The 25767-nt window shown below is 64.7% G+C and carries 30 protein-coding genes; 25 read left to right on the top strand and 5 right to left on the bottom strand.

Annotation, left to right across the window (positions count from 1 at the left end; genetic code table 11):
* The first annotated feature begins 16 nt into the window (after window positions 1-16).
* The 4 genes from odhB to lpdA are packed head-to-tail and all read left to right on the top strand — an operon-like array spanning window position 17 to window position 4033.
* Complete coding sequence (gene odhB / locus ACSQ3Z_RS02755; protein ID WP_436169852.1) at window positions 17-1291, top strand: 2-oxoglutarate dehydrogenase complex dihydrolipoyllysine-residue succinyltransferase; 1275 nt, start codon at window positions 17-19, stop codon at window positions 1289-1291.
* Between the two features lie 42 nt (window positions 1292-1333).
* Window positions 1334-1852: a hypothetical protein gene (locus tag ACSQ3Z_RS02750; protein ID WP_436169851.1), complete on the top strand. Its 519-nt coding sequence runs from the start codon at window positions 1334-1336 to the stop codon at window positions 1850-1852.
* Window positions 1849-2604, top strand: coding sequence for an SDR family oxidoreductase (locus tag ACSQ3Z_RS02745; RefSeq protein WP_436169850.1), 756 nt, complete (start codon window positions 1849-1851; stop codon window positions 2602-2604). Before ACSQ3Z_RS02750 ends, ACSQ3Z_RS02745 begins: the two co-directional genes overlap by 4 nt.
* A gap of 25 nt (window positions 2605-2629) precedes the next feature.
* Window positions 2630-4033 carry a dihydrolipoyl dehydrogenase gene (lpdA, locus tag ACSQ3Z_RS02740; RefSeq protein ID WP_436169849.1) on the top strand — a complete coding sequence of 468 codons (1404 nt, stop codon included), beginning with the start codon at window positions 2630-2632 and terminating at the stop codon, window positions 4031-4033.
* A gap of 779 nt (window positions 4034-4812) precedes the next feature.
* Here lpdA and ACSQ3Z_RS02735 read toward each other — a convergent pair.
* Both ACSQ3Z_RS02735 and ACSQ3Z_RS02730 read right to left on the bottom strand, forming a co-directional pair.
* Window positions 4813-5880, bottom strand: coding sequence for a TraB/GumN family protein (locus ACSQ3Z_RS02735; protein ID WP_436169848.1), 1068 nt, complete (start codon window positions 5878-5880; stop codon window positions 4813-4815).
* 62 nt (window positions 5881-5942) lie between these two features.
* Window positions 5943-6881 carry a tyrosine recombinase XerC gene (locus tag ACSQ3Z_RS02730; RefSeq protein ID WP_436169847.1) on the bottom strand — a complete coding sequence of 313 codons (939 nt, stop codon included), beginning with the start codon at window positions 6879-6881 and terminating at the stop codon, window positions 5943-5945.
* Window positions 6882-6994: 113 nt separating this feature from the next.
* On the opposite strand from ACSQ3Z_RS02730, the gene rimM reads away from it, so the two are divergent.
* On the top strand, window positions 6995-7594 hold the full coding sequence (gene rimM / locus ACSQ3Z_RS02725; RefSeq protein WP_436169846.1) for a ribosome maturation factor RimM: 600 nt from the start codon (window positions 6995-6997) through the stop codon (window positions 7592-7594).
* Window positions 7591-8289, top strand: a complete 699-nt coding sequence (gene trmD, locus ACSQ3Z_RS02720; protein WP_436169845.1) for a tRNA (guanosine(37)-N1)-methyltransferase TrmD — start codon at window positions 7591-7593, stop codon at window positions 8287-8289. The genes rimM and trmD overlap by 4 nt, the downstream gene beginning before the upstream one ends.
* Here trmD and ACSQ3Z_RS02715 read toward each other — a convergent pair.
* Complete coding sequence (locus tag ACSQ3Z_RS02715) at window positions 8271-9023, bottom strand: sulfite exporter TauE/SafE family protein (protein WP_436169844.1); 753 nt, start codon at window positions 9021-9023, stop codon at window positions 8271-8273. The genes trmD and ACSQ3Z_RS02715 overlap by 19 nt on opposite strands.
* Before the next feature lie 320 nt (window positions 9024-9343).
* Between ACSQ3Z_RS02715 and rplS the strand changes: the two genes are divergently transcribed.
* The 9 genes from rplS (at window position 9344) to ACSQ3Z_RS02670 (ending at window position 17978) form a co-directional block, all read left to right on the top strand.
* The gene (rplS, locus tag ACSQ3Z_RS02710; RefSeq protein WP_436169843.1) at window positions 9344-9883 is read left to right on the top strand and encodes a 50S ribosomal protein L19; all 540 of its coding nucleotides are present in this window, start codon (window positions 9344-9346) and stop codon (window positions 9881-9883) included.
* A gap of 187 nt (window positions 9884-10070) precedes the next feature.
* A complete protein-coding gene (locus tag ACSQ3Z_RS02705) occupies window positions 10071-10505 on the top strand; it encodes an organic hydroperoxide resistance protein (protein WP_436169842.1) in 435 nt (144 codons plus the stop codon).
* On the top strand, window positions 10502-11011 hold the full coding sequence (locus tag ACSQ3Z_RS02700) for a MarR family winged helix-turn-helix transcriptional regulator (RefSeq protein ID WP_436169841.1): 510 nt from the start codon (window positions 10502-10504) through the stop codon (window positions 11009-11011). The genes ACSQ3Z_RS02705 and ACSQ3Z_RS02700 overlap by 4 nt, the downstream gene beginning before the upstream one ends.
* Before the next feature lie 176 nt (window positions 11012-11187).
* Window positions 11188-11985, top strand: coding sequence for a transporter substrate-binding domain-containing protein (locus tag ACSQ3Z_RS02695; protein ID WP_436169840.1), 798 nt, complete (start codon window positions 11188-11190; stop codon window positions 11983-11985).
* Window positions 11986-12072: 87 nt separating this feature from the next.
* On the top strand, window positions 12073-12888 hold the full coding sequence (locus ACSQ3Z_RS02690) for an amino acid ABC transporter permease (RefSeq protein ID WP_436169839.1): 816 nt from the start codon (window positions 12073-12075) through the stop codon (window positions 12886-12888).
* A 56-nt stretch (window positions 12889-12944) separates the two neighbouring features.
* Window positions 12945-13580 (top strand): class I SAM-dependent DNA methyltransferase, encoded by a 636-nt coding sequence (locus ACSQ3Z_RS02685; RefSeq protein WP_436169838.1) that lies wholly within the window; start codon window positions 12945-12947, stop codon window positions 13578-13580.
* A gap of 302 nt (window positions 13581-13882) precedes the next feature.
* Window positions 13883-15292: a 3-isopropylmalate dehydratase large subunit gene (leuC, locus tag ACSQ3Z_RS02680; protein ID WP_436169837.1), complete on the top strand. Its 1410-nt coding sequence runs from the start codon at window positions 13883-13885 to the stop codon at window positions 15290-15292.
* Window positions 15293-15491: 199 nt separating this feature from the next.
* On the top strand, window positions 15492-16688 hold the full coding sequence (locus tag ACSQ3Z_RS02675; RefSeq protein ID WP_436169836.1) for a diguanylate cyclase: 1197 nt from the start codon (window positions 15492-15494) through the stop codon (window positions 16686-16688).
* Between the two features lie 81 nt (window positions 16689-16769).
* Window positions 16770-17978: a diguanylate cyclase domain-containing protein gene (locus ACSQ3Z_RS02670; RefSeq protein WP_436169835.1), complete on the top strand. Its 1209-nt coding sequence runs from the start codon at window positions 16770-16772 to the stop codon at window positions 17976-17978.
* Here the strand turns inward: ACSQ3Z_RS02670 and ACSQ3Z_RS02665 are convergent.
* Window positions 17962-18321, bottom strand: a complete 360-nt coding sequence (locus ACSQ3Z_RS02665; protein WP_436169834.1) for a hypothetical protein — start codon at window positions 18319-18321, stop codon at window positions 17962-17964. The two genes, ACSQ3Z_RS02670 and ACSQ3Z_RS02665, sit on opposite strands and share 17 nt — an antisense overlap.
* 256 nt (window positions 18322-18577) lie before the next feature.
* On the opposite strand from ACSQ3Z_RS02665, the gene ACSQ3Z_RS02660 reads away from it, so the two are divergent.
* The 7 genes from ACSQ3Z_RS02660 to ACSQ3Z_RS02630 all read left to right on the top strand — a co-directional run bounded on the left by ACSQ3Z_RS02660 (window position 18578) and on the right by ACSQ3Z_RS02630 (window position 23783).
* Entirely contained in the window at window positions 18578-18940 is a 363-nt protein-coding gene (locus tag ACSQ3Z_RS02660; protein WP_436169833.1) for a hypothetical protein, read from the top strand.
* Window positions 18941-19177: 237 nt separating this feature from the next.
* On the top strand, window positions 19178-19597 hold the full coding sequence (gene sdhC / locus ACSQ3Z_RS02655; protein WP_436169832.1) for a succinate dehydrogenase, cytochrome b556 subunit: 420 nt from the start codon (window positions 19178-19180) through the stop codon (window positions 19595-19597).
* A gap of 2 nt (window positions 19598-19599) precedes the next feature.
* The gene (gene sdhD / locus ACSQ3Z_RS02650; RefSeq protein ID WP_006202213.1) at window positions 19600-19995 is read left to right on the top strand and encodes a succinate dehydrogenase, hydrophobic membrane anchor protein; all 396 of its coding nucleotides are present in this window, start codon (window positions 19600-19602) and stop codon (window positions 19993-19995) included.
* A 2-nt stretch (window positions 19996-19997) separates the two neighbouring features.
* Entirely contained in the window at window positions 19998-21836 is a 1839-nt protein-coding gene (sdhA, locus tag ACSQ3Z_RS02645; protein WP_436169831.1) for a succinate dehydrogenase flavoprotein subunit, read from the top strand.
* Window positions 21837-21839: 3 nt separating this feature from the next.
* Window positions 21840-22268, top strand: coding sequence for a DUF3052 domain-containing protein (locus tag ACSQ3Z_RS02640; protein WP_436169830.1), 429 nt, complete (start codon window positions 21840-21842; stop codon window positions 22266-22268).
* Window positions 22268-23047: a succinate dehydrogenase iron-sulfur subunit gene (locus ACSQ3Z_RS02635; protein ID WP_436169829.1), complete on the top strand. Its 780-nt coding sequence runs from the start codon at window positions 22268-22270 to the stop codon at window positions 23045-23047. Before ACSQ3Z_RS02640 ends, ACSQ3Z_RS02635 begins: the two co-directional genes overlap by 1 nt.
* A gap of 94 nt (window positions 23048-23141) precedes the next feature.
* Window positions 23142-23783 (top strand): YceH family protein, encoded by a 642-nt coding sequence (locus ACSQ3Z_RS02630; RefSeq protein WP_436169828.1) that lies wholly within the window; start codon window positions 23142-23144, stop codon window positions 23781-23783.
* A 58-nt stretch (window positions 23784-23841) separates the two neighbouring features.
* On the opposite strand, the gene ACSQ3Z_RS02625 is transcribed toward ACSQ3Z_RS02630, so the two are convergent.
* Window positions 23842-24267 carry an OsmC family protein gene (locus ACSQ3Z_RS02625; protein ID WP_436169827.1) on the bottom strand — a complete coding sequence of 142 codons (426 nt, stop codon included), beginning with the start codon at window positions 24265-24267 and terminating at the stop codon, window positions 23842-23844.
* Between the two features lie 214 nt (window positions 24268-24481).
* Here ACSQ3Z_RS02625 and ACSQ3Z_RS02620 point away from each other — a divergent pair, with 214 nt between their 5' ends.
* The 3 genes from ACSQ3Z_RS02620 (at window position 24482) to ACSQ3Z_RS02610 (ending at window position 25762) form a co-directional block, all read left to right on the top strand.
* Window positions 24482-24709, top strand: a complete 228-nt coding sequence (locus tag ACSQ3Z_RS02620) for a hypothetical protein (protein WP_436169826.1) — start codon at window positions 24482-24484, stop codon at window positions 24707-24709.
* Window positions 24706-25062: a YciI family protein gene (locus ACSQ3Z_RS02615; protein ID WP_436169825.1), complete on the top strand. Its 357-nt coding sequence runs from the start codon at window positions 24706-24708 to the stop codon at window positions 25060-25062. Before ACSQ3Z_RS02620 ends, ACSQ3Z_RS02615 begins: the two co-directional genes overlap by 4 nt.
* A gap of 172 nt (window positions 25063-25234) precedes the next feature.
* Window positions 25235-25762, top strand: a complete 528-nt coding sequence (locus ACSQ3Z_RS02610) for a hypothetical protein (RefSeq protein ID WP_436169824.1) — start codon at window positions 25235-25237, stop codon at window positions 25760-25762.
* The last annotated feature ends 5 nt before the right edge of the window (window positions 25763-25767 follow it).

Raw genomic sequence — 25767 nt, 5'->3', positions numbered from 1 at the left:
AGAACGGACAGGCACAATGGCTACCGAAATCCGCGTCCCCACACTCGGCGAATCCGTCACCGAGGCGACCATCGGCAAATGGTTCAAGAAGGTCGGCGACGCGATCGCCGCCGACGAGCCGCTGGTCGAGCTCGAGACCGACAAGGTGACGGTGGAGGTGCCGGCCGCGAGCGCGGGCACGCTTTCGGAGATCACCGCCAAGGAAGGCGAGACCGTTGGGGTCGGCGCGCTTCTGGGGACGATTTCGGCCGGGGCCGGCGCTGCCGCTCCCGCCACCAAGCCGCAAGCCGTGTCACAGGCGTCGAGCCCCGAGGCGGCGTCCACCGTCAAGCAGGCCGCGGCCGAGAGCGCCAAGATCGCCGGCGACGCCGGCGCGATCGAACAGCGCTCGATGCCGCCAGCGCCGGCCGCGGCAAAGCTGATCGCCGAGGCCAATCTTGCGGTCGACCAGATCGCGGGTTCAGGCAAGCGCGGCCAGGTGCTGAAGGGCGACGTGCTCGACGCCATCGCCAGGGGCGCGCCGTCGCAGCCGGCCGAGACGCCGAAGGCGGCACCAGTCGCCGTGCGGGCGCCGTCATCGGCCGACGACGCCTCGCGCGAGGAGCGCGTGCGCATGACCAAGCTGCGCCAGACCATCGCGCGCCGGCTGAAGGAAGCGCAGTCGACCGCCGCCATGCTGACCACCTTCAACGAGGTCGACATGAGCGCGGTGATGGCGCTGCGGACCAAATACAAGGATGTGTTCGAGAAGAAGCACGGCGTGAAGCTCGGCTTCATGGGCTTCTTCACCAAGGCGGTGACGCATGCGCTGAAGGAAATCCCGGCGGTCAACGCCGAGATCGATGGCACCGACATCATCTACAAGAACTTCGCCCATGTCGGCGTCGCCGTCGGCACGGCAAAAGGCCTCGTCGTGCCGGTCGTGCGCAACGCCGACCAGATGTCGATCGCCGAGATCGAGAAGGAGATCGGCCGGCTGGGTCTGGCGGCGCGCGACGGCAAGCTCTCGGTGGCGGATATGCAGGGCGGCACCTTCACCATCTCCAATGGCGGCGTTTACGGGTCGCTGATGTCGACGCCGATCCTGAACGCGCCGCAATCGGGCATTCTCGGCATGCACAAGATCCAGGACCGGCCGGTGGTGGTCGGCGGCCAGATCGTCATCCGGCCGATGATGTACCTGGCGCTCTCCTACGATCACCGCATCGTCGACGGCAAGGAAGCGGTGACCTTCCTCGTCCGCGTCAAGGAAAGCCTGGAAGATCCGGAACGGCTGGTGCTCGACCTCTAGAACGGGTTCAAGGCGAGCCCGGAGAAAGGATCGCGCCACCGGATGACGACCCGTTCCTTTCGTCTGCCCAGGGGATTACCGGTCGCATCGCTTGCGGCCGGTATGGCCTTGGTCGCTGCAAATGCCCATGCCGCCTGCCCGCTCGCCCTTGCCGTCTATGGCGATGCCGAAAGCGAGGCCGGGATCGATTTCAGGCCGACCATGGACTCGGCCACCGTCACCAACAGCTTCAAGATGGTGCTCGACAAGGGCGTCGTGCTGGACGGCATCGTCATGTGGACGGACGGCGTGGCGCGGCCGCATGGTTCGCTGATGTACAAATGCCCGACGGGCGATGTCACCGGCGACGAGCTTGCCGCCTGCACGGTCTGGGAAGGCGTCGTCTACAGTGCCGATGACAAGGGCAATATCGCTTTGTTGCCAGCCGAAGGCGTGGACGCGCCGAAGACGCTGATTTTTCCCGACCTCGGGCCGTCCCTGCAGATGTCGGCGGCCTATGGTGCCGATGGCTTTTCCAAGGTGCCGTGGGATGCGTTTCTGCTTAAGGGCTGCCAGGAATGAGCACGGCGCAAAAGGTTCTTCTGGTCACCGGCGGCAGCCGCGGCATCGGTGCGGCGGTGTGCCGGCTCGGCGCCGAAGCCGGCTACCGCGTTGCGGTCAACTACGCCTCCAATGAAGGCGCCGCCGGGACGCTGGTCGCCGAGATCGAGGCTGGCGGCGGCGAAGCGATCGCGGTGAGAGGCGATGTCGGCAACGAGGCCGATGTCGTCGGCATGTTCGAGGCGGTCGACCGTGCCTGGGGGCGGCTCGATGCCTTGGTCAACAATGCCGGCATCGTCGACGCCAAGGCGCGCCTCGACGAGATGAGCGGCGCGCGGCTTGAGCGCATGATGCGCATCAATGTCGTCGGCTCCTTCCTCTGCGCGCGCGAGGCTGTCAGGCGCATGTCGACCCGTCACGGCGGCAAGGGTGGCGCCATCGTCAACGTCTCGTCGGCCGCCTCGGCGCATGGCTCGCCGGGTGAGTATGTCGACTACGCCGCGTCCAAGGGCGCGATCGATACTTTCACCCTCGGGCTTGCCCGCGAAGTGGCGACGGAGGGCATCCGCGTCAATGCGGTGCGCCCGGGCATCATCGACACCGAAATCCATGCCTCCGGCGGCCAGCCCGACCGGGTGGCGCGCATCCAGGACACGCTGCCGATGAAAAGGGCGGGCACATCGGATGAAGTCGCGCGCGCAATCCTCTATCTGTTGTCGGACGCGGCGTCCTATTCGACGGGCGCGATCCTGAATGTAAGCGGCGGCCGCTGAGGGCCAGACCAAGAAGGACATCATCATGGCTTATGACGTCGTTATCATCGGATCGGGCCCGGGCGGCTATGTCTGCGCCATCAAGGCGGCGCAGCTCGGGCTGAAGACGGCTGTGGTCGAGAAGAACGCGACCTTCGGCGGCACCTGCCTCAACATTGGCTGCATCCCGTCCAAGGCGTTGCTCCATGCTTCCGAGATGTTTGCCGAGGCCGGCCATTCCTTCGATACGCTTGGCGTCGAGGTGACGCCGAAGCTCAATCTGAAGAAGATGATGGCGCACAAGGACGCCACGGTGGCGGCCAACGTCAACGGCGTCGCCTTCCTGTTCAAGAAGAACAAGATCGACAGCTTTCGCGGCACCGGCAAGGTGGTCGCGGCGGGAAAGGTGTCGGTGACTGGCGAGGACGGCAAGGTCGAGGAGATCGAGACGAAGAACATCGTCATCGCCACCGGTTCCGACGTCGCCGGCATTCCCGGCGTCAAGGTCGATATCGACGAGAAGGTGATCATCTCATCTACCGGCGCCCTGTCGCTGGCCAAAGTGCCCAGCCATCTGGTGGTGGTCGGCGGCGGCGTCATCGGGCTGGAGCTCGGCTCGGTCTGGGCCAGGCTTGGTGCCAAAGTCACCGTCGTCGAGTTCCTCGACACCATTTTGGGCGGCATGGACGGCGAGGTATCCAAGCAGTTCCAGCGCATGCTTTCCAAGCAAGGTTTCGAGTTCAAGCTCGGCGCCAAGGTCACCGGCGTCGCCAAGGCGAAGAAAGGTGCGACCGTCACCTTCGAGCCGGTCAAGGGTGGTGCGGCCGAGACGATCGAGGCCGATACGGTGCTGATCTCGACCGGGCGCCGGGCCTATTCCGACAGTCTCGGGCTGAAGGAAGCCGGCGTCGAGGTCGACGAGCGCGGGCGGGTCAAGACCGACGGCCATCTGAGGACTAACGTGCCGGGGATCTACGCCATCGGCGATGTCATCGCCGGGCCGATGCTCGCCCACAAGGCCGAGGACGAGGGCGTGGCGGTTGCCGAGACCATTGCCGGCCAGGCCGGCCATGTGAACTACGACGTGATCCCAAGTGTCGTCTACACCAGCCCGGAAATCGCTTCGGTCGGCAAGACCGAGGAGGAATTGAAGAAGGCGGGCATTGACTACAAGGCCGGTAAATTCCCGTTCACCGCCAACGGCCGGGCGCGCGCCATGCTGCACACCGACGGCTTCGTCAAGATCCTGGCCGACAAGGCAAGCGACCGCGTGCTGGGCGTCCACATCGTCGGCTTCGGCGCCGGCGAGATGATCCACGAGGCGGCGGTGCTGATGGAGTTCGGCGGCTCGTCGGAAGACCTCGCCCGCACCTGCCATGCCCATCCGACGATGTCGGAAGCGGTGAAGGAAGCGGCGCTGGCCACGTTCTTCAAGCCGATCCACATCTAGAGCCGACGGGCCGAACGCTTCCGACGAAGGGTGTGGCAGCTTGTGGCCAATCGCCCAGCATAGCCGCTTGACGGTGGCCGTTTCGATTTCATCGCCCCAAACAAAACGGCCCGCCTTTCGGCGGGCCGTTCGTCGTTGAACTCAGCAGCCTGATCAGTTGGCCGGTGCGGGCGCCGGGGCTGGCGCAGGAGCCGGTGCGGGTTCTGGCGCAGGCGCCGGGGCCGGGGCGGGAGCCGGCGCGGGTTCTGGCGCAGGCGCAGGTGCCGGAGCAGGTTCGGCGGGCTTCATCGGCTCCGGTGCGGGAGCAGGCGCCGGTGTGCTGGCGGCCGGCGGTTCGGCGGGCGCCGTGGGGTGTTCGCCGCTTCTTCCGAAAACGTAGTAGGCGACAATGGCCAGGATAATGACAACCAGGGCAATCAGCCAGCCGCTACCGCCGCCGCCCGATTTGGGCGCCGGGCCAGGAGAGGTGAAGGGGTCGTTGGGGTTCGCCATAAAAGTGTCCTCCGTGGATGAAAAGTATCAATCAACACCCATCAACGCGCAACCGTTGAACGGGTTTCATACTACGCCTTGAAAATGCCGAAAGCAGGGCAATTTTAACCCGGATTCGCTGGTTGGCATGTGTTTCCCCCGCAAATTTGGCCGCGAGCGAGCGGAAGCCAACCGCTTTGGCCTTTTTCGCTGTAAACAGGACCGATGCGTGACCGGACCGCGAATCAGGGCGAATCTCGACAAGCACCAGCCCGCGTGTGATTCGGCGTACAACCCGACCGTGCAGGTCAGTTGACGGCGGTGACGGTGTAGCCGGCCTTGCGGAAATCCTCGACCAGGCCTTGCGCGCCCGGAAGGTGCATGGCGCCGACCGCCATGAAGGCGTTGCCGCGGGCGAGGATCGGTCCGGCATGCTCAGCCATTACCTGGTTGCGGCTGGTGATCATGGTCTGATCGAAGGCCGCGTAGCCGGCCGCGTCATCGCCATCGCCTGGAAGGATCGCGCGGAACAGCGGCCAGAACATGCCGGTGTCGCCGCGCTGGTAGAGCACGATCATGGTTTCGTTGACGTCGTTTATCTTGTCGCCGAGCTTCAGGGTGTCGACCAGCCCTTTCATGTGAAAGGCGAGCGGCAGCGAAGCCATGGCGCGCAACTGGTCGGCGACCGTTTCCAGACCTTCGACGGCCTTGCCTGAAGCCATGGCATCCTGCGCGAGCTTGACGTCGAGCACCGGTGTGCCGCCGGCCTGGCGGGCGACCTCGCAGACCGGGAGCGCCACCATGGCCGACAGCAGCCACGGCTTCATCTTGGCGACGCTGCCCGGCGGGATGCCGCGCGCGTCGAGCGCCTTGTTCACCGCCGCGGCGTCGTCCGGCGACAGCAGCGACGACAGCGTCGTGTGGTCGGTGAACATCATCAGGTCCGGCTCTTTGAGCATGGCCGCCATCATCTTCTGCTTGTCGAGCACTTCCGTGGTCTCGATGATGATGGTGTCGGCGGCGTCATAGGCCGTTTGCGCGGCGGGCGGCACCGTGGTGACGCGCGGGTCAGTCATATGCATGGTGCCGAACAGGAAGGATGGCTTCTCGCCGGCCTTTTCCAGTTTCCACAACAAGCCCTTGCCGTTCGGGGTCGCGGCCGCCTCCGTCTCGATCTTGCGGTAGCTGTCCGGGTTGTCCTTCTGCAAGGCCGACAGCATGTCGGCGCCGCTGCAGGCTGGCGTCTGCGCATGCGCCCTGCCGGCGGCAAGCAGCGCGACGATCAGGAAAGACAGGAAAAACAAGACGTTGAGCGCAACAAGCAGCTTGAGCGACACAATGGCCGCTCGGTCAGCGATGGCGATGACGCGTTTCATGGCCTGCGTCTTAAGGGAAAAAAGCGGCAAAACCGTTAATCGGCGCCGCAAATTTGAAGGGTTCACGCCCGCGGATGCGCGGAGTCGTAGATTTCGAGCAGCCTTGCCGTGTCGACGCCGGTGTAGATCTGAGTGGTCGACAGGCTGGCATGGCCGAGCAGTTCCTGGATGGTTCTGAGGTCGCCGCCACGTCCCAGCAGATGCGTGGCGAAGGAATGGCGCAAGGCATGCGGCGTCGCCGTATCGGGCAGGTTGAGCGCCGAGCGCAGTTTTGCCATCTCGCGCTGGACGATGGCCGGATTGAGCGGACCGCCGCGCGCGCCGCGAAACAGCAGGCCCTTCGGGTCGATATGATAGGGGCAGAGCTTGCGGTATTCGGCAACTGCCCTCAATGCCACCGGCAGCACCGGCACCAGCCGCGTCTTGCCGCCCTTGCCGGTGATGCGCAGCACGGTGTCGCCCTCCGACGACAGGTCGGCGCCGCTGAGGCCGAGCGCCTCGGAAATGCGCAGACCCGAACCGTAGAGCAGCGTCAGCACGGCGGCGTTGCGGGCGGCAATCCATGGCTCTTCGGCCAGCTGGCCCTCCACCGACACGACATGTTTTGCGTCGCTGGCGGTCAGTGGCTTGGGCAGCGACTTTGGTTGGCGCGGCGCGCGCAGCGCTGCCGCACCCGCCGCATTGGCGAGACCGCGACGCTCGAGGAAGCGCAGCAGCGAGCGGATGCCGGCCAGCCCCCGGCCGAGCGTGCGGGCGCCGGCGCCGGCGTTGCGGCGGGCGGCGAGAAAGCCGCGCAGGTCTGCCGGGCGCAGATCGGCGATATCCGAAATGCCGGGCGGGCCGCCGCAATGTCCGGTCAGGAAATGCAGGAACTGGCGCGTGTCGCGCTCATAGGCTTCGACTGTCTCAGGCGACAGTCGGCGCTCGCGCGCCAGCATCTTCAGCCAGCTTTCGCGCGCCGCGTGAAGGTCGGGTTTCGCCGGGATGAGGAATTCCTGCATAGCGTTCTTCCAGTTCCCGGGCATTTTCGGCCGGCCGGGTTAGGAAGCGGTGAAGAGCCCGTCATTGAAATGACAACCGGCTAGGGCTAGAGCAAGGCAAAGGACCTTTCGCCATGAGCAAGCCCCAGAACCCCGTCCAGATGGCCGTGATCGGCGCCGCGCATGGCATCAAGGGCGAACTGCGCGTGAAGACGTTTACCGGTGAGCCGCTGGCGCTGGCCGACTACGGGCCGCTCTATGCCAGGGACGGCCGCGCCTTCCAGATCATCGACATCAGGCCGGCCAACACCGTGGTCGTGGTGCGGTTCAAGGGCATCAGCGACCGCAATGCCGCCGAGGCGCTCGCCGGCACCGAACTGTTCGTCGACCGCTCGATGCTGCCCGACGATGGCGAGGAGGATGAGTTCTACCATGCCGACCTCGTCGGGCTGGCGGTCAGGGACGACACCGGCGCCGAGATCGGCAAGGTCGTGGCCGTGCACAATTTCGGCGGCGGCGACATCCTCGACGTGACGCTTGGCGGCCGCAAGGGCGTGCTGATCCCGTTTACCCAAGCCGCCGTTCCGCAAGTGTCGATCGCCGAAGGGTTTGTTCGCGTCGATCCGGCAGCCGCCGGCCTGGTCGAAGACGAAGAGGGCGAGGCGCCCGGCCGCGACGGTTTCGACCCGAAGGGCCGACCGCGCGGACCGAGGGACGCCGGGGGCAACCGGTGAGCTTTGCTGCTTCGGTATTGACGCTCTATCCCGAGATGTTTCCGGGCGCGCTCGGCCTGTCGCTGGCCGGACGGGCGCTGGAGGCCGGCACATGGTCGCTGGAAGCGATCCAAATCCGCGACTTCGCCACCGACAAGCACCGCACCGTCGACGACACGCCGGCCGGCGGCGGCGCCGGCATGGTGATGCGCGCCGACGTGCTGGCCAGGGCGATCGACCATGCTTCACCGCCGGGCGATGCGCGTCCAAGACTGCTGATGAGCCCGCGTGGAAAACCGCTGACGCAGGCCCGCGTGCGCGAACTGGCGGCGGGGCCGGGCGCGGTCATCCTCTGCGGCCGCTTCGAAGGCGTCGACCAGCGGCTGATCGAGGCGCGCGGGCTGGAAGAGATTTCGGTCGGCGACTTCATTCTGTCCGGCGGCGAGCCGGCAGCACTCGTGCTGCTCGACGCCGTGGTGCGGCTTTTGCCCGGCGTCATGGGCAATGCGGTGTCGGGCGAGGAAGAAAGTTTTGAGAACGGCCTGCTCGAACATCCACACTACACGCGGCCGCAGGAATTCGAGGGCCGACAGATCCCCGAGGTGCTGATTTCGGGCAACCACAAGAAGATCGCCGCGTGGCGGCGCGTCGAGGCCGAAAAGCTGACGAAAGAGCGGCGGCCTGATCTCTTTGCCGCTCAGCCCTTGGCGAAATAGTAGAAGGCGAGAAAGAGGCCGACGGCGACGACGAAGCCGCGCACGACATTCTGCGGCACGCGCTTGGCGATCCAGACCCCGGCATAGCCGCCCAGCGCACCGCCCGGGATCATGACGATCGCCTGTGGCCAGGCGACGACGCCACCCGAGACGAAGACCAGGATGGCGATGGCGGCGATGACCACGGCCAGCATGTTTTTCAGCGCGTTCAGCCGATGGTAGTCGCCGCTCTGGGTGAGCCCCAGTGTCGCCAGCATCATCACGCCCATGCCGGCGCCGAAGAAGCCGCCATAGATAGAGGTCAGGAACTGCGCCAGCGAGCCGACGAGGGAGCCGACCGACGCTTCATGATCCGGCTTCGGCGCCGGCTTCAGCCATGGCCCGGCGGCGAACAGAGCGGTCGCGGCGAGCAGCAGCCAGGGGACCATGGCGCGAAACGACGGATTGTCCAGCGCGAGCAGGATGAGCGCGCCAGTGAGCGCGCCGGCCGCCGAGAGCAGGCAGAGCAGCAGCGCGCCTCGCCAGAAATGTTTGATGTCGGCCCAGTAAGCGAGCGTCGAGGTTATATAGCCGGGGAACTGCGTCACCGAGGAGGTGGCGTTGGCGACGATCGGCGGCAGGCCGACCAGCGTCATGGCGCCGAAGGTGATGAATGTGCCGCCGCCGGCGACCGCGTTGGCGGCGCCGGACAGAAAGCCCGCCGCAAAGAGCAGGACAGCGTCGAAAACAGACATGAGGATGGCGCCGGGACTTGTGTTTTGCCCGGATTAGGAAGCTTGAGCAGTGGGCGCAACCCCGCCCGGGACAATTGCGTGATGGCATGCGCGCAAAAAAGACAGGGCCAAGGCGTGACAAAGCGTCGAAATAGCTGTATGTGCCCGCCCGAACCGGAAGAACAATCTGCCAAGCGCGATCTTCTGGCCCGTCAACAATGACGGTGTAGTCGCCCCTGCCCGATGTTTCCAACAAAGGGCATAGCCGAGCGGTCAATGGAACTGCAAGGCGAGTGTCGGACGCTCTGACTGTCGGAAGAACAAGAAGTGGATTTTTACAGATGGATATTCTCCGTCAGCTCGAGGCCGAACAGGCCGCCAAGATCGAAGCCAAGCGCAAGCTTCCCGAATTCCAGCCCGGCGACACCGTGCGTGTCCAGGTCCGCGTGACCGAAGGCACCCGCACCCGCGTCCAGGCCTATGAGGGCGTCGTTATCGCCCGCTCCGGCGCCGGCTTCCAGGAAAACTTCACCGTCCGCAAGATCTCCTACGGCGAAGGCGTGGAGCGCGTGTTCCCGGTCTATTCGCCGATGGTCGAGGGCGTCGAGATCGTGCGCCGCGGCAAGGTGCGTCGCGCCAAGCTCTATTACCTGCGTGACCGTCGCGGCAAGTCGGCCCGTATTTCGGAAAACACCGGCGTGCGCGCCCGCAAGCTGAACGACGGAGAGCGCGATGCGCTGAACGCCGAGAAGGCGCGCATCGAGGCCGAGAAGGTGGCCGCCGCCCAGGCGCTGGCCGCCGAGAAGGCCGCCCAGGAAGCGGCTGAGAAGAAGGCCGCCGAAGAGGCCGCCAAGGCCGCGGAAGCGGCTACCGCCGAATAAGTATAAGTTTTTCGAGACGCATGCTTCGGAAAGGCGGCTTCGGCCGCCTTTTTTCGTTTTGCAGGCAGGCAGAGCCCATCCCGATGGGACCGGCTTGCTCTCCAGGCGGAAAATCTGCCCCAGCTTTGGTTGACTCCAATTGTCTTGTACACTAAACAATCGTGCACAAATCAATTGGAGAAACGAAATGCCTGCACTCTACTCCACCGAAGCCCGCGCCGTCGGCGGCCGCGCCGGCCATGTCCGGACCAATGATGGGCTGCTCAGCGTCGACCTTGCCATGCCGAAGGAACTGGGCGGCAAGGGTGGCGCCACCAATCCGGAGCAGCTGTTTGCTGCCGGCTATGCGGCGTGCTTCGAAAGCGCCATGCGCTTCATCGCCGGCAAGCAGAAGCTGTCACTCGAGGATGCTGCGGTGACGGCCAAAGTCAGCCTGCACCCCAATGGCCAGGGCGGTTTCGCGCTTGGCGTTTCGCTGTCGGCGGAGACGAAAGGTCTTGATCAGGCGGCCACGGAAGCGCTTGTATCGGCGGCGCACCAGATCTGCCCCTATTCCAACGCCATCAAGGGCAATGTCGAGGTGACGCTTTCGGCAGTGGCGCTTCCGGCAAAGGCAGCATGACGACAAAGACCACAGAGAGTGCCTGCGACGTCCCGGCGGCTGCCGCCGGGACTTTTCCGGTTCCGCGACTCGACCAGCAGCTATGCTTCGCGCTCTATTCGGCGAGCGGGCTGATGACGAAGCTCTATCGGCCGCTGCTCGATCCGCTCGGGCTCACCTATCCGCAATATCTGGCGATGCTGGCGCTGTGGGAGCACGCGCCGAGCACAGTGGGCGCGCTTGGCGCGGCGCTGGGCCTGGATTCCGCGACGCTGACCCCGCTGCTCAAGCGACTGGAAGCAGGTGGTCTCGTCACGCGCCGGCGCGACGCGGCGGACGAGCGCCGCGTGCTGGTCGAGCCGACCGCCAAGGGCCAGGCGCTGCGTGGGCGGATGAAGGAGGTGTCCTCCGGGCTTGCCTGCAGCATGCCGCTGGAGCCTGGCGAGCTGAAAGCCTTGCACCAGACGGTCACCCGCTTGGTCGCTCGGTTGCGGAACGCTACCGAGAATGCGGCGGATCGCGACTGATCCCCACCGCGACACGATCGTTCCGGAATCCGCCGATTGAAGGCATGGGAATCCGCTATCGCGCCAAGCGGTGCAGCGGATCGGCTTGCAAGGCGCTTGCGGAAAGCTAAAGTCGGCGCCGGATTTTCCTGCAGGCCCCGGACGGATCGGGGCGCTTCACGTTCCGGGAGTGTGTCATGACCAAATCGAAACTGCTGCTCGCCGGCCTGCTGGCTTGCCTTCTCGCGCCCGTCGCCGCATGGGCGCAAGCGCTGCCCGACCTCGGCGGTAAGAAGGTGGTGGTGGTGACCGAAAACGCCTATCCGCCGCTGCAGTTCATCGATTCCAAGACCGGCAAGCAAATCGGCTGGGAATATGACGCGATGGACGAGATCGCTAAGCGGCTGAATTTCAAGGTCGAGTATCAGAACACTTCCTGGGACGCGATGATCCAGGCGGTTTCCGACAACCAGTACAACATCGGCATGACCGGCATTACCATCAAGGACGACCGCAAGGAGAAGGTCGACTTCTCCGACCCCTATATGCGCTCGGAACAGTTCATGCTGGTGCGCGGCGATGAAAGCCGCTTCACCGACGCCAAGACCTTCGGCGCCTTCAAGGACGGGCTGATCGGCGCGCAGGCCGGCACGACGCCGTTCTACACCGCCGTCTACAGCGTGCTCGACGGCAATGAGCAGAACCCAAGGATAAAACTGTTCGAGACGTTCGGCGCCACGGTGCAGGCGCTGAAGTCCGGCGACGTCGACGTGGTGCTCACTGACGGCACCGCCGGCAAGGGCTATGTCGATGCCTCCGAAGGTAAGCTGAAGCTGATCGGCGGGCCGCTCGGCACCGAGGACTTTGGCTTCATCTTCCCGAAGGGGTCGGATCTGGTGAAGCCGGTCAACGCGGCGATTGCCGCGCTGAAGGCGGATGGCACGCTGGATGCGCTGAACAAGAAGTGGTTTCTTGATTACAAGATGGGGCAGTGAGCTCGTCTTGCCGCGAGTGATGCGCGATGGGTGCGGGCGGAAATCCGCGAGGACTTCGTTTCTTCACTCTGTCACCGGCATCGCCTGATGGCAACGCCCGCATCTTCCACCCCCAAATCCGAGTTCCCCTGGTGGCTGGCCGTAGCCGCGGCGCTCGCGCTTGCGGCCGCCATCTTCATCGCCGCGAGCGACCTCTACGCCCAGGTCTTTGCCACCGTCTCAAAGGGCATCGGCATCACCGTCTTCGTCACAGTGGTCGCCTTCGCGCTGGCCTCGGCCATCGGGCTCGGCATCGCGCTGATGGGATTGTCCGGCTCGCGTGTGCTGCGCCAGGTCGCGCGCTTCTATGTCGAGATCATCCGCGGCGTGCCGATCCTGGTGCTACTGTTCTGGATCGCCTTCGCCGGCGCGCCGGCCTTCGTCGCGGCGTGGAACGCTGTGACCGCACCGTTGCAGAATGCCGGTCTCCTCGGCGAGCTTTTGGTGCGCGACGTGTCGCTGCTCTGGCGCGCCATCATGGCGCTGACCATCGGCTATTCGGCCTTCATCTCCGAGGTTTTCCGCGCCGGCATCCAGGCGGTCGAGAAGGGCCAGATCGAGGCGGCCAAGGCGCTCGGGCTGACGCGTGCGCAGCGCTTCCGGCTGATCGTCTTCCCGCAGGCGATCCGCACCATCCTGCCGCCGCTCGGCAACGACTTCGTCGCGATGGTCAAGGATTCCTCGCTGGTCTCGGTGCTCGGCGTCGCCGACATCACCCAGATGGGCAAGGTCTATGCCGCCGGCTCGTTCCGCTTCTTCGAGACCTACTCGATCGTCGCCTACATCTATCTCATCCTGACGGTCGGCCTGTCGCTGGCCTTGCGGGCGCTGGAGAAGCGGCTGCGAAAACAGCACGGGGAATAGAAGTCCGGCAAAGACGGCGCTACGATTGCAAAATGCGAGCCGTTCCGGAGAACCCCATGATCGTCGACAAGGCCAATGCGGCGCTGGATTCCGTCTATGCGGCCGATACGCCGGAAGCGCTCGCCAAGGCCTATGCGGCATGGGCCGCGACCTATGACAGCGAGACCGCCTCGCTCGGCTATCTGCTGCCGTTCCTGATCACCGCCTGGGTGGCGCGTCATGTGCCATTGGGCGAAGGGCCACTCCTCGACGCCGGGTGCGGCACCGGCCTGTCCGGGCCTTCGCTGAAGGCGCTGGGCTATCATGACATTGCCGGGCTCGACCTGTCCGACGACATGCTGAAGATCGCCGGCAGCCGCAATGCTTACAGCGAGTTGAAGAAGGCGATGCTCGGCGGTCCGCTGCCCTGGCCGGACGGGCATTTCCGCGTCTTCTTCTCGACTGGCGTGTTCACCATCGGCCATGCGCCGGCCTCCGGCCTGCATGAACTGGTGCGCATCACGAAAAAGGGCGGCCACGCCATCTTCACCGTCCGCGACCAGGTTTTTGCGAGCGGCGGGTTCCAGGCGGTGTTTGATGAGTTGGAACAGGCGAAGAAATGGCGGCCGGTCGAGGAAAGCCCGTGGTTCCGCTGCTATGCGATCGGCGATCCGGAGGCGCTGGTGAAGACGTTCGTGTTCGAGGTGGTTTGAGCGGGGCGCATCTTTCCTTCTCCCACAACAAGGAGAAGGCAGAGCCGCGCCAGGCAACCGCAATTGCCGAAAAGCCAAAACGTTGGTATGAGCAGCGCCATGGAAGAGCTTTTTGGCGATCCGGCCTACAAGGGTTTCGTGCTGCAGGACAGAAAACGCCTGCCGTCGCGATTTTCCGCGCGCGTCTGCGGCGCGCTGACCAGCCGACTTAGCTAGGCCGAACTCACCAAGCCGATTTCGCCGGGCCGGATGGCTTCCGGCGCTTACCTCTTCCCCATTTTCATATCGACGGATTTACGCACATGAGCGCACCGCGCACCCTCTACGACAAGATCTTCGACGACCATGTCGTCGATCGCCAGGACGACGGCACCTGTCTGCTCTACATCGACCGTCACCTCGTCCATGAAGTGACCAGCCCGCAGGCCTTCGAAGGCCTGCGCATGACCGGCCGCAAAGTCCGGCATCCGGAAAAGACGCTGGCCGTCGTCGACCACAATGTGTCGACCTCGCCGGAGCGCAAGTTCGGCATCAAGAACGAGGAAAGCCGCATCCAGGTCGAGGCGCTGGCCAGGAACGCCAAGGATTTCGGCATCGAATATTATTCCGAGAACGATATCCGCCAGGGCATCGTCCACATCATCGGACCGGAGCAGGGTTTTACGCTGCCCGGCATGACAATCGTCTGCGGTGACAGCCACACCTCCACGCATGGCGCCTTCGGCGCGCTGGCGCATGGCATCGGCACCTCCGAGGTCGAGCATGTGCTGGCGACGCAGACACTGATCCAGCGCAAGGCCAAGAACATGCTGGTGCGCGTCGACGGCGTGCTGCCGGAAGGCGTCACCGCCAAGGACATCATCCTCGCCATCATCGGCGAGATCGGCACCGCCGGCGGCACCGGCTATGTCATCGAATATGCCGGCGCGGCGATCCGCGCGCTGTCGATGGAAGGCCGCATGACGATCTGCAACATGTCGATCGAGGGCGGCGCTCGCGCCGGCCTGATCGCGCCCGACGAGACGACCTTCGCCTACGTCAAGGACAAGCCTCGCGCGCCCAAGGGCGCCGCCTGGGATGCGGCCCTTGCCTATTGGCAGACGCTGCAGTCCGACGAAGGCGCGCATTTCGACAAGGTGATCGTGCTCGACGCGGCGAAACTGCCGCCGATCGTCTCCTGGGGCTCCTCGCCCGAGGACGTCGTCTCGGTGCAGGGCATCGTGCCGAACCCGGAAGATATCATCGATGAGAACAAGCGCACCTCGAAGCTGCGCGCGCTCGATTATATGGGGCTGACGCCGGGCACCAAGATCACCGACATCGCGCTCGACCGCGTCTTCATCGGCTCCTGCACCAACGGCCGCATCGAGGATCTGCGCGCCGCCGCCAAGGTCGTCGAAGGCAAGACCGTCAATGCGCGCGTCAATGCCATGATCGTGCCGGGCTCCGGCCTGGTCAAGGAGCAGGCGGAGGCCGAGGGTCTGGACAAGATCTTCCTCGCCGCCGGTTTCGATTGGCGCGAGCCGGGCTGCTCGATGTGCCTGGCCATGAACGACGACCGACTGAAGCCGCATGAGCGCTGCGCCTCGACCTCGAACCGCAATTTCGAGGGACGGCAGGGCTTCAAGGGCCGCACCCATCTGGTGTCGCCGGCGATGGCGGCGGCGGCGGCGATCGCCGGCCATTTCGTCGACATCCGCGACTGGAAATAGGTCCGAGCCTCAGCAATCCGTTGCGAACCCATGCCAGACCCCGAGACCGCGATGCGGCTCTGGGTTTTGCTTTGAAGAATCGCGCCGGCGGCCCGCCGATAGGAGACGATCCCGGCATATTTCCGGCGACGTTTAACTGCTTGTTTGGGCTTAGGGTCTAACGTTTTCCCCGGCGTAAGCGAGGGGAAGTCACGGTCCTTTGGACACAGGCCTATTCATAGCGCTGCTCAATCCGACGATAGCGCTGGCGCTCGGCGCTGCGTTCCTCGTGCTGTGGTTCCATCAGCGCCACCGTCCGTATCTGGCCGTGCTGGCTCTCAGCTATGCCTTCTGTCCGGCGGGTTTCCTGCTGCAGTATTTCACGCTGCCGATCGGCATGGCGCCGACCAAGCTCCTGTCCAACATATGCTTCACCATTGCCGCCTGCTGCCTGGCCGGGGCGATCGTGGCGCGCTACGGGCGGCGCGTGCCCTATGTCGGGATCGGCATTCTGGCGGGCGGCGGCCTGTCGGCGTTGTGCTGGTTCCTGTTCGTCCAGCCCGACCTGACATGGCGGATCCTGGCGATGAATTTCGGTTTCGGCGGCCTCAGCCTGCTGGTCGCGGCGGAACTGCGCACCGTGCGCAGAAATGGCCCGACGGAGATGATCCTGTTCGTGCTGGCGCTGCTTTCCGGGCTCAATTTCATCGGCCGTACCCTCGCCATCGTCGTCGTGCAGGGCCCCTTCACGACCTATGACGGATTCTATTCCTCGTCCTACTGGACGACGGCGCTGCTGTCGCAGGCGCTGTTGTCGCTGTTGATCGCGCTCTCGCTGTTTACCGCAGCCGCGCTCGACGTGATGAAGGCGCTGAAGGCCGAGACCTACACCGATCCGCTGTCCGGCCTGCTCAACCGACGCGGCTTCGAGGAACGGGCAACTCTGCTTTTGCGGCAGTGCGCCTCGGCCAGGCTCCCGGTTGCGCTGGTGCTGGCCGACCTCGATCACTTCAAGGCGCTCAACGACCAGCACGGGCATGCGGCGGGCGACAGGGTCATCGCCGATTTCGCCGCCAAGCTGAGCTTCGCCACCGGCACGCGGGGTGCTGCCGGCCGCATTGGCGGCGAGGAGTTCGCCGTGCTCCTACCGCTGTGCGACCTGGCTTCGGCGCGCCTGTTCGCCGAGGCGATCCGCTCACTCTATTCGTCCGGCGGCGTCACCACCCTGCCGCCGGGTGTCAGGGTGACGGCAAGCTTCGGCGTCGCCGCCCGTACCGGCGATGAAGGGCTGGCGCCACTGATGCAGCGCGCCGACGAGGCGCTCTACAAGGCCAAGAAGAACGGCCGCGACAGCGTGCGCCTGTCCTTTGAGCGGGCGGAAACCGTCTTCGTTCCGGAGAACGCCAGCTTCGGGTAAGTTGAGGCACCTGCCAAAGCGATCCTGTTAACGTCTTTTTCGCCCGTCGATGGTTTGCTGTCCTGCGGGGTAAGAAGAACCATGGGCAGCGCCGAATTCATTCTGATTATCAATCTGTTCGTCGCCGGGCTGCTGGCGGCGGCCTTCATGATGATCGCCATCCACGACGTGGGCCGCGTGTCGGCGCGCTGGCTGGCGTTCGGCTACATGCTGGGCATGGCCTATTTCGCCATCGAATTCAGCATCCCGGCCTTCGACAATGCCCGGCCGGTGGTTGTCACGGCCTTTGCCGTGTTCCTCGGCGCCACCATCGCCTTCAATGGCGGGCTGGCCCATAAATACGGTGTGACGCCGCCCTGGCCGCCGATGCTGGCCTTCCTGGCCGTCGCTTCGGTTGCGGTGTGGTTCGTGCAGGATCTGCCGCGCCATTCGCTCACCCGCATGATGGCCTACCAGCTTCCCTACGCCGCCATGCAGTTCGCGGCCCTCGGCATCGTCTGGTCGTCCAGGCAAAGGCGCGGGCGGCTCGATGTCCTGCTGATGGCCGTTCTGGCCGCCAGTGCCGTGCAATTCGCCTCGAAGCCGTTCATTGCGCATGCGCTGGGTGGCTGGGGCGCCAATCCGCAGGCCTATGGGCAGACCGTCTACGCGTTGGTGTCGCAATCGCTCGGCACGGTGTTCGGCTTCGCGCTGGCGCTGCTGGCGCTGGCCATCCTGGTGCGCGACGTGCTGGCCGAAGCGACGTCGAAGTCGGAGACGGACACGCTGTCGCGGCTGCTCAACCGCGGCGGCTTCGAGCGCCATGCCGAGATCGCGCTGAAGGACGCGGTGCGCCAGGGCGTTCCGGTGGCGCTGGTGATCGCCGATCTCGATCATTTCAAGAGCATCAACGACAGTTTTGGCCACGCCTCCGGCGACCGCGTCATCGAGACGTTTGCCGGCTTCCTGCGCGAGGCAGCGGCCGAGCATCACGTCGCCGGCCGCATCGGCGGCGAGGAGTTCGCCATCATCCTGCCGGGCACCAACCTCGCGGCCGCGCGCCTGTTCGCCGAAGGCGCGCGCAGCGCTTTCGGCGCGCTGCCCATCGACAGCCTGCCAGTCGAACATCGCTGCACCGCCAGCTTCGGCGTCGCCGAGCTTCATGCGGGCGAAGATTTTTCCGATCTGCTACGGCGCGCCGACGAGGCGCTGTATCAGGCAAAGGGCAGCGGCCGCGACTGCGTGCGCGTCTCGGCCGGGCCGGTCGCGCGGCAAGACCGCGCGATGCCCAAGGTCAGCGGCAGGGGCTGAGGTTCGGCATCTCGCCGTCGGAAAGGCCGTACATATAGGAGCGGCCTTTCACGAAGACCGGCGGCTGGTAGCAGCCGTGGCCCGAGACATCGTCCGATTCGTTTTCATAGATCACGTCGGGCTGGTCGGCGCCGGTGTAGTCGGACAATTCCTTGGCCAGCTTTCCCTCGCCGACGATGATGCGCTTGTAGCCGGCGGCGCTGTCGATGACGAGATTGCCGAAGGAATCGGCATAGACGCGATCATGGTGTCTCAGCCCGGCACTGGCCGGAGCCGTAAAGCCGACGGCCAGCGCCGCCAGCGTGAGCGCCGCGAGGCGCAGTCTGCCCGAATTCGAACGCATGGCGTCCTCCGTGATCTTCGACCTTTTGGTCTGGAGCCTGTTCGAATCAGAAATTAACCTTTTCTTAACCTTTGTTAATAGCTAGGCGGCTTCGGCGGCAGGATCTTGATGAACATGGTTAATATCCCGCCGCCGGTAGCCATCTTTCGGCCATGCTTGCCCGCACCATCGCACAGCGCCGCACGGTGGGTTGACATAGAGCGAGCTTGATCTTGGCAAGACATCGCGGCTAGCTTGCCGCGCGGGAGGACAGCATATGGCGTTTCGCCGGACATTTCGGGTGGCGCCGTTGGTTTTGCTGCTCTTGGCCGTAGCGGCCTGCGTGCCGCAAAACAGCGCGCCGAAGGCTGGAAATGCCGTCGCCCCCACTGCCACCGACCTGACGGCGCCGCAGCCGCGCACCGCGACCTACAACTGCGCCGACGGCGGCAGGATGACCATCGAGAACCACGGCACGTCGCTGCGCGTGCTCGGTCCCGACGGCACGAGCGAGGATCTGCCGGCTTCGCCCGCCAACCAGAACAGCCGCTTCGGCATCGCACATGACGCAATCGTGATCGACGGTCGCGACGCGCTGGTGATGAAGGGCGGAAAGACGCCGCTGACATGCACACGGTAATGCGGTGCTACCGGCATACCGCACTGCAGCGAACGTTGCGCCGGCTTCGAGACGGTGCCCTAATCGATTGAAGCAAAAGACTGCCAATTTGTCAGACTAAATGACGTTTCCAAAACGATTTTCTGGCTTTGACGCGGTGCAAAAAGAGCATTAGAAACCGGCTGTCCGAAGTCGCATCCGGAAGCGGCGATGCCGCTTTTCCGCCTGGGGCTTGAGCGACGTCGAACTGGGGGAGCCATGAGCAAATCACCAGCCACCCGCGCAACTGCCAGACGTGAACGGCCGCTTTCGCCACACCTGACCGTATACCGGCCGCCGATCACCATGACGATGTCGATCATCCATCGCATCACCGGCGGCGCCCTCTATTTCGGCACACTGCTGGTGGCGCTCTGGCTGATGGCTGCGGCGAGTACCGAGGCCACCTTCGATTTCGTCAACTGGGCCTTCGGCTCGTGGCTGGGGCGGCTGGTGCTGTTCGGCTACACCTGGGCCTTGATGCACCACATGCTGGGCGGCGTGCGCCACCTGGTCTGGGACACCGGCGTCGGGCTCGAGAAGCACACCGCCTCGAAGATTGCCTGGGCGACGCTCGCCGGCTCGATCGCGCTGACGCTGCTTATCTGGATCGCCGGCTACATGGCGCGGGGAGCCTGACCATGAGCGGCAAGAATACCGATATGCGCACGCCGCTGGCCAAGGTCCGTGGCCTTGGCTCGGCCCGCGAGGGTACCGAGCACTTCTGGCGCCAGCGCCTTACCGCAATCGCCAACATCCCGCTGACGCTGTTCTTCGTCGGCTTCCTGATCGCGCTCAACGGCGCCGGCTATGCCGAGGTGCGGGCAGCGCTCGCCAATCCGTTCGTGGCGCTGATCCTGGCGCTGGTGCTGATCTCCGGGCTCTACCATATGCGGCTCGGCATGCAGGTCATCATCGAGGATTACGTGCATGGCGAGGGCATGAAGCTGGCGCTGATCGCACTCAACACTTTCTTTTCCATAGCGGTCGGCGTCGCCTCGCTCTTCGCCCTGCTCAAACTGGCATTCGGAGGCTGAATTTGGCCAAGGACGCAAAAGCCGCCAGCACGGCTCCCGCCTACACCTATGTCGACCACAAGTTCGACGTGGTGGTCGTCGGCGCCGGCGGTGCTGGCCTGCGCGCCACGCTCGGCATGGCCGAGCAGGGACTGCGCACCGCCTGCATCACCAAGGTGTTCCCGACCCGCTCGCACACGGTGGCGGCGCAAGGCGGCATCGCCGCATCGCTCGCCAACATGGGCCCCGACAACTGGCAATGGCATCTCTTCGACACGGTCAAGGGTTCGGACTGGCTGGGCGACATCGACGCGCAGGAATACATGGTCCGGCAGGCGCCGGCCGCCGTCTACGAGCTTGAACATTACGGCGTGCCGTTCTCGCGTACCGAAGAGGGCAAGATCTATCAGCGGCCGTTCGGCGGCATGATGATGAATTTCGGCGAAGGCCCGCCGGTGCAGCGCACTTGTGCCGCCGCCGATCGCACCGGCCACGCCATGCTGCACACGCTCTACGGCCAGTCGCTGAAGCACAATGCGCAGTTTTTCATCGAATATTTCGCACTCGACCTGATCATGGAGCCGGACGGTACCTGCACCGGCGTCGTTGCCTGGAACCTCGACGACGGCACGATCCACCGCTTCTCGGCGAAGATGGTGGTTCTGGCCACCGGAGGCTATGGCCGCGCCTATTTCTCCGCCACTTCGGCGCATACCTGCACGGGCGATGGCGGTGGCATGGCCGCACGTGCGGGCCTGCCATTGCAGGACATGGAATTCGTGCAGTTCCACCCGACCGGCATCTATGGCGCCGGCTGCCTGATCACAGAGGGCGCGCGCGGCGAGGGCGGCTATCTCGTCAATTCCGAGGGCGAGCGCTTCATGGAGCGCTACGCGCCGTCGGCCAAGGATCTTGCCTCGCGCGACGTGGTCTCGCGCTGCATGACGCTGGAGATCCGCGAGGGGCGCGGCGTTGGCCCGAAGAAGGACCACATCTTCCTGCATCTCGACCATCTCGATCCGGCCGTTTTGCACGAAAGGCTCCCGGGTATTTCGGAGTCGGCGAAAATCTTCGCCGGCGTCGATCTGACCAAGGAGCCGATCCCGGTGCTGCCGACGGTCCACTACAATATGGGAGGCGTCCCGACCAATTACTGGGGCGAGGTGCTCAATCCGACGGCCAAGAACCCGGACCAGGTGTTGCCAGGGCTGATGGCCGTGGGCGAGGCCGGCTGCGCCTCCGTGCATGGCGCCAACCGGCTCGGCTCGAATTCGCTGATCGATCTGGTCGTGTTCGGGCGCGCTGCGGCGATCCGCGCCGGCCAGGTGATCGACCGCAAATCGGCCATTCCCTCGCCCAACGAAGCCTCGGTCGAGAAGATCATGGATCGCTTCGACCGGCTGCGCCACGCCAATGGCTCGACGCCGACGGCGGTGGTACGCGAAAAGATGCAGAAGGCGATGCAGGAAGACGCAGCGGTTTTCCGTACCCAGGAATCGCTGGACAATGGCTGCAAGCGCATTTCTGCCATCTGGGGCGAGCTCAAGGACCTCAAAGTCTTTGATCGCTCGATGATCTGGAACTCCGACCTGGTCGAGACGCTGGAGCTCGAGAACCTGATGGCCAACGCCATCACCACCGTCCATGGCGCAGCGGCGCGCAAGGAGAGCCGCGGTGCGCATGCGCGCGAAGACTTCACGGCGCGCGACGACAAGGTCTGGCGCAAGCATACGCTGGCTCGCGTCAACGAAGCTGGCAAAGTGACGCTGAGCTACAGGCCGGTGCACACCGAGCTGCTGCTCAAGGAAGCGGATGGCGGCATCAACCCGGCCAAGATCGCGCCCAAGGCCAGGGTGTACTGAGCGATGGCGCTGGCGGGATATTCCGGCACACCCCTTCCGGCCAAGCTCGGCCTGAAGGACGGGATGGTCGCCGCTTTCATCGCTCTGCCGCCGGAACTCGACGAGTTGGCCGATGCCGTCAATTTCGCCCAGGTTGACCGGCTGGCCGAATGGTCGGCGATCTCGGGCCGCCAGAAGTATGATGCCGTCCACGCTTTCACCCGGCAGCGCGCCGAGATCGAGGATCGTCTCGGCGCTGTCGAAACGGCGATCAAGCGCGACGGCATGGTCTGGGTCTCGTGGCCGAAGAAGGCATCGAAGGTGCCGACCGACGTCACCGAGGACGTCATTCGCGCCGAGGCGCTGAAGCGCGACCTGGTCGACGTCAAGGTCGCCGCCGTGAATGAAGTCTGGTCCGGGCTGAAGCTCGTCATCCGAAAGGACCGCAGGTAATGGTCGAACTCACGCTCCCCAAGAATTCGCAGATCAAGGCGGGAAAAACCTGGCCGAAGCCGGAGGGTGCCACCAATCTGCGCGAATACCGTATCTACCGCTGGTCGCCCGATGATGACGAGAACCCGCGCATCGACACCTATTTCGTCGACATGGACGATTGCGGGCCGATGGTGCTCGACGCGCTGCTCTGGATCAAGAACAAGATCGATCCGACGCTGACGCTTCGCCGCTCCTGCCGCGAGGGCATTTGCGGTTCCTGCGCCATGAACATCGACGGTTCCAACACGCTGGCCTGCACCAAGGGCTGCGACGACATTTCCGGCGCCGTCAAGGTCTATCCGTTGCCGCATATGCAAGTGGTCAAGGACCTGGTGCCCGACCTCACCAATTTCTACGCCCAGCATGCCTCGATCGAGCCGTGGCTGAAGACGGTGTCGCCGGAGCCGGCCAAGGAATGGCTGCAGAGCCATGAGGACCGCGAGAAGCTCGACGGGCTCTACGAATGCATCTTGTGTGCCTGCTGCTCGACCTCGTGCCCGAGCTACTGGTGGAACGGCGAGCGCTATCTCGGTCCGGCGACGCTGCTGCAGGCCTATCGCTGGCTGATCGATTCCCGCGACGAGGCCAAGGGCGAGCGGCTCGACAATCTCGAGGACCCGTTCCGCCTCTATCGCTGCCACACCATCATGAACTGCGCCCAGACCTGCCCGAAGGGGCTGAATCCGGCCAAGGCGATCGCCGAGATCAAGAAGATGATGGTGGAACGGCGGGTTTAGGTTCTATGCCTCTCCTGTCGTAGTCTGCCCTGTCGCGGCGCGCGGATGTCTGTCAAAATCACCGCGCCAAGAACGAGCAGCAGTAGCCGATCCGATGACCGACGCCGACCTTCCCATCCTCTCACCCGCCGAAGCCCGCGTGCTCGGCTGCCTGATCGAGAAGAAGGAGCTGACGCCGGATATCTATCCGCTGACGCTCAATGCCGCGCATGCGGCCGCCAACCAGAAGACGGCGCGCGAGCCGGTGATGGCGCTGGAGCTCGCTGAGGTCGCAAGGGCGTTCGGCCAGCTCGAGCAGAAAGGCCTGGTCAGGCGGGCCTTCGCCTCTCGCGTCGAGCGTTATGAGCATACCGTCGCGCAGCGCTTTTCGCTCACCTCTTCGCAGATCGCGGTGCTCGGCCTGATGCTGCTGCGCGGGCCGCAGACAGCCTATGAATTGCTGGCGCGGGCCGAACGCATGGCGCGGTTCTCGTCGATCGAGGCGCTTCGCGCCGATCTCGACCTCCTGATCGGCCGCAGGCCGCCGCTCGTCGTGCTGCTCGAGCGCGGACCCGGCCAGCGCGAAGAGCGCTATGCGCATCTGTTGTCCGGAGCCGTTCAGATGCCGGTGGCTACGGCCGCTCCTCAGCGTTCTCCACCAACCTCCGACCTGGAAGCGCGGGTTGAGGCTCTCGAGGAAGAGCTCGCGCAGTTGCGTGCGCGCATCGACGCCCTGACCGGCGAAGGACGCTCCTGATCGGCAAACGAAAACGCCGGCCCCGAGACCGGCGTTTTCCGACACAAGGTCGTCTCGTTCAGCCGAGCCTGGCGTCGAGCGATACATTGATGGCGCCGAGCGCTTTCGACACCGGGCAGCCGGCCTTGGCCTTTTCGGCCAATTCCTGGAATTTGGCGGCATCGATGCCCGGCACCTTGCCGACCACCGTAAGCGCGCTGCCGGTGATGCCGGTGCCGGGAACGAGCGTGACCACGGCCTTGGCGTCGAGTTGGTCGGCGGGCGTGCCGTTCTCGGCCAGGAAATGCGAGAACTGCATGGCGAAGCAGCCGGCGTGGGCTGCGGCGATCAGCTCTTCCGGGTTGGTGCCGGATTTGCCGCTCTCGTCCTCGAAGCGCGCCTTGAACGAATAGGGCGTGCCCTTGAGCGCCCCGCTCTGCGCGTCGAGCGTGCCTTTGCCCTCTTTCAGATTGCCTTGCCAGACGGCGTTTGCGGTGCGGTCCATGAAGTCCTCCTTGATTGTCGTCGTTGCGCCGGCCGGGCGGCGGCGTTCCTCCGAACTATAGCGCGGGCGCGCGGGAAGGCCACCGCGAGCGGTCATGCAATGTCGGCGGCGGCGAAAATAATTCTGAAAAAATGTGCGTGCAAGAATGTCGACTTCCATCCGCCTCGTCCGTCCTGCGGGCGGCCATGGGTTCGTGGCCGGATGGAGGTTCAAGATGGACAATCTGTTTTTCGCCCTATGGAAGAGGTCAGGCTGCAAGGCCGGGCGACAGGAAGATTTTTGGCTGCATCCGCCGCGGTCCGGCTTCGGCCGGTTGCTGGCGGCGGTCGCGATCATCGCGGTCGCGGCATGCCTTCTCGATCACGCGGCGGCAGTCAAAGGCGCCGCTGACAGCGTCGTCACCGCATCCTATGGTTCGTCACAGCAAGGGTGCCGGAAATGAAATATGTCTGCCTGGTCTATGGCAAGGAAAAAGACCTCTACGCGCTCACCGCCGAGGGGTCGGCCAAGCTCGACGCCGATTCGCTGGCCTATGACAGGTCATTGGACCAGCAAGGCAAGCTGATCATCGCGCAGGCGCTGCAATCGGTGAAGACGTCGAAGTCGGTGCGGCGGCGCAAGGGCAAGCGGCTGGTCATCGACGGTCCCTTCGCCGAAACCAAGGAGCAATTGCTCGGATTCGTCATGATCGAAGCGAAGGACCTCGAAGAAGCTCTGGCGATCGCGGGCAACATTCCGCTGGCCGAACTCGGCACGATCGAAGTCCGCGCGATCTACAACGTGCCCGGGTCATAGCCCGGCATCCTGTTCCCACTCTTGCGGCCGGTGACCTGAAACCGCGGACTCCGATTGCGGTATCTAAAATGCCTGAATGGAACACTTCGGATTTCTTCGCAGTCGCAACTTTAGAGTGTTGAAGCAAGGCGATACTTCTCTTATCCTCGCCGCGGTTTTGGGGGATTTCGACATGCCTTTCCTGCTTGCTATCCTTGGTGTTTTGGGGGCGGCGGCATTCTGGTGGTACCGGATGAAGGCCATGAACGACGCGGCGCGCGAGGTCGCGGACGTCGTCGGGCGCGTGCAAGGCAGCATCCGGCGCAAGAAGTTGCGCAAGCAGGCGGCGCTGTCGCCGTTGACGGCGATCGACGATCCGGTGGTGGCCGCTGCGACGCTGATTACAGCCATCGTCTCCGAAAATGGTCCCGTGCTGCCGCAGCGCGAAGCCGTCATCCGCTCGGTGATCTCGGAGATTGCCGACAAGAAGAAGACCGACGAGGCCGTGGTCTATGCCAAATGGGCGGCAGCACAGATCGACGACACCACGATCGTCATCGACAAGCTGGCGCCGTTCCTGCGCGAACGTCTCGACATGGCCGAGCGAAACGATCTGCTGCAGATGGTGAACCGTGCGGCCCAGGGCGGCGAGAAAAAACTGGAGATAGCCGACCAGCGCATTCTGCGGCTGCGGCAGAAGCTGGGCTTCGAAGTCAACTGAGCGGC

Source organism: Mesorhizobium sp. LjNodule214, from assembly GCF_964252735.1.
Lineage (GTDB): Bacteria > Pseudomonadota > Alphaproteobacteria > Rhizobiales > Rhizobiaceae > Mesorhizobium.
The sequence above is the reverse complement of the archived record's forward strand: the minus strand, read 5'-3'. Positions and strand labels throughout refer to the sequence as shown.

Coding starts and splice junctions, on each gene's coding strand:
- odhB (WP_436169852.1), top strand. CDS start 17: ATGGCTACCGAAATCCGCGTCCCCACACTCGGCGAATCCGTCACCGAG.
- ACSQ3Z_RS02750 (WP_436169851.1), top strand. CDS start 1,334: ATGACGACCCGTTCCTTTCGTCTGCCCAGGGGATTACCGGTCGCATCG.
- ACSQ3Z_RS02745 (WP_436169850.1), top strand. CDS start 1,849: ATGAGCACGGCGCAAAAGGTTCTTCTGGTCACCGGCGGCAGCCGCGGC.
- lpdA (WP_436169849.1), top strand. CDS start 2,630: ATGGCTTATGACGTCGTTATCATCGGATCGGGCCCGGGCGGCTATGTC.
- ACSQ3Z_RS02735 (WP_436169848.1), bottom strand. CDS start 5,880: ATGAAACGCGTCATCGCCATCGCTGACCGAGCGGCCATTGTGTCGCTC.
- ACSQ3Z_RS02730 (WP_436169847.1), bottom strand. CDS start 6,881: ATGCAGGAATTCCTCATCCCGGCGAAACCCGACCTTCACGCGGCGCGC.
- rimM (WP_436169846.1), top strand. CDS start 6,995: ATGAGCAAGCCCCAGAACCCCGTCCAGATGGCCGTGATCGGCGCCGCG.
- ACSQ3Z_RS02715 (WP_436169844.1), bottom strand. CDS start 9,023: ATGTCTGTTTTCGACGCTGTCCTGCTCTTTGCGGCGGGCTTTCTGTCC.
- rplS (WP_436169843.1), top strand. CDS start 9,344: ATGGATATTCTCCGTCAGCTCGAGGCCGAACAGGCCGCCAAGATCGAA.
- ACSQ3Z_RS02705 (WP_436169842.1), top strand. CDS start 10,071: ATGCCTGCACTCTACTCCACCGAAGCCCGCGCCGTCGGCGGCCGCGCC.
- ACSQ3Z_RS02700 (WP_436169841.1), top strand. CDS start 10,502: ATGACGACAAAGACCACAGAGAGTGCCTGCGACGTCCCGGCGGCTGCC.
- ACSQ3Z_RS02695 (WP_436169840.1), top strand. CDS start 11,188: ATGACCAAATCGAAACTGCTGCTCGCCGGCCTGCTGGCTTGCCTTCTC.
- ACSQ3Z_RS02690 (WP_436169839.1), top strand. CDS start 12,073: ATGGCAACGCCCGCATCTTCCACCCCCAAATCCGAGTTCCCCTGGTGG.
- ACSQ3Z_RS02685 (WP_436169838.1), top strand. CDS start 12,945: ATGATCGTCGACAAGGCCAATGCGGCGCTGGATTCCGTCTATGCGGCC.
- leuC (WP_436169837.1), top strand. CDS start 13,883: ATGAGCGCACCGCGCACCCTCTACGACAAGATCTTCGACGACCATGTC.
- ACSQ3Z_RS02670 (WP_436169835.1), top strand. CDS start 16,770: ATGGGCAGCGCCGAATTCATTCTGATTATCAATCTGTTCGTCGCCGGG.
- ACSQ3Z_RS02665 (WP_436169834.1), bottom strand. CDS start 18,321: ATGCGTTCGAATTCGGGCAGACTGCGCCTCGCGGCGCTCACGCTGGCG.
- ACSQ3Z_RS02660 (WP_436169833.1), top strand. CDS start 18,578: ATGGCGTTTCGCCGGACATTTCGGGTGGCGCCGTTGGTTTTGCTGCTC.
- sdhC (WP_436169832.1), top strand. CDS start 19,178: ATGAGCAAATCACCAGCCACCCGCGCAACTGCCAGACGTGAACGGCCG.
- sdhD (WP_006202213.1), top strand. CDS start 19,600: ATGAGCGGCAAGAATACCGATATGCGCACGCCGCTGGCCAAGGTCCGT.
- ACSQ3Z_RS02640 (WP_436169830.1), top strand. CDS start 21,840: ATGGCGCTGGCGGGATATTCCGGCACACCCCTTCCGGCCAAGCTCGGC.
- ACSQ3Z_RS02635 (WP_436169829.1), top strand. CDS start 22,268: ATGGTCGAACTCACGCTCCCCAAGAATTCGCAGATCAAGGCGGGAAAA.
- ACSQ3Z_RS02630 (WP_436169828.1), top strand. CDS start 23,142: ATGACCGACGCCGACCTTCCCATCCTCTCACCCGCCGAAGCCCGCGTG.
- ACSQ3Z_RS02625 (WP_436169827.1), bottom strand. CDS start 24,267: ATGGACCGCACCGCAAACGCCGTCTGGCAAGGCAATCTGAAAGAGGGC.
- ACSQ3Z_RS02620 (WP_436169826.1), top strand. CDS start 24,482: ATGGACAATCTGTTTTTCGCCCTATGGAAGAGGTCAGGCTGCAAGGCC.
- ACSQ3Z_RS02615 (WP_436169825.1), top strand. CDS start 24,706: ATGAAATATGTCTGCCTGGTCTATGGCAAGGAAAAAGACCTCTACGCG.
- ACSQ3Z_RS02610 (WP_436169824.1), top strand. CDS start 25,235: ATGCCTTTCCTGCTTGCTATCCTTGGTGTTTTGGGGGCGGCGGCATTC.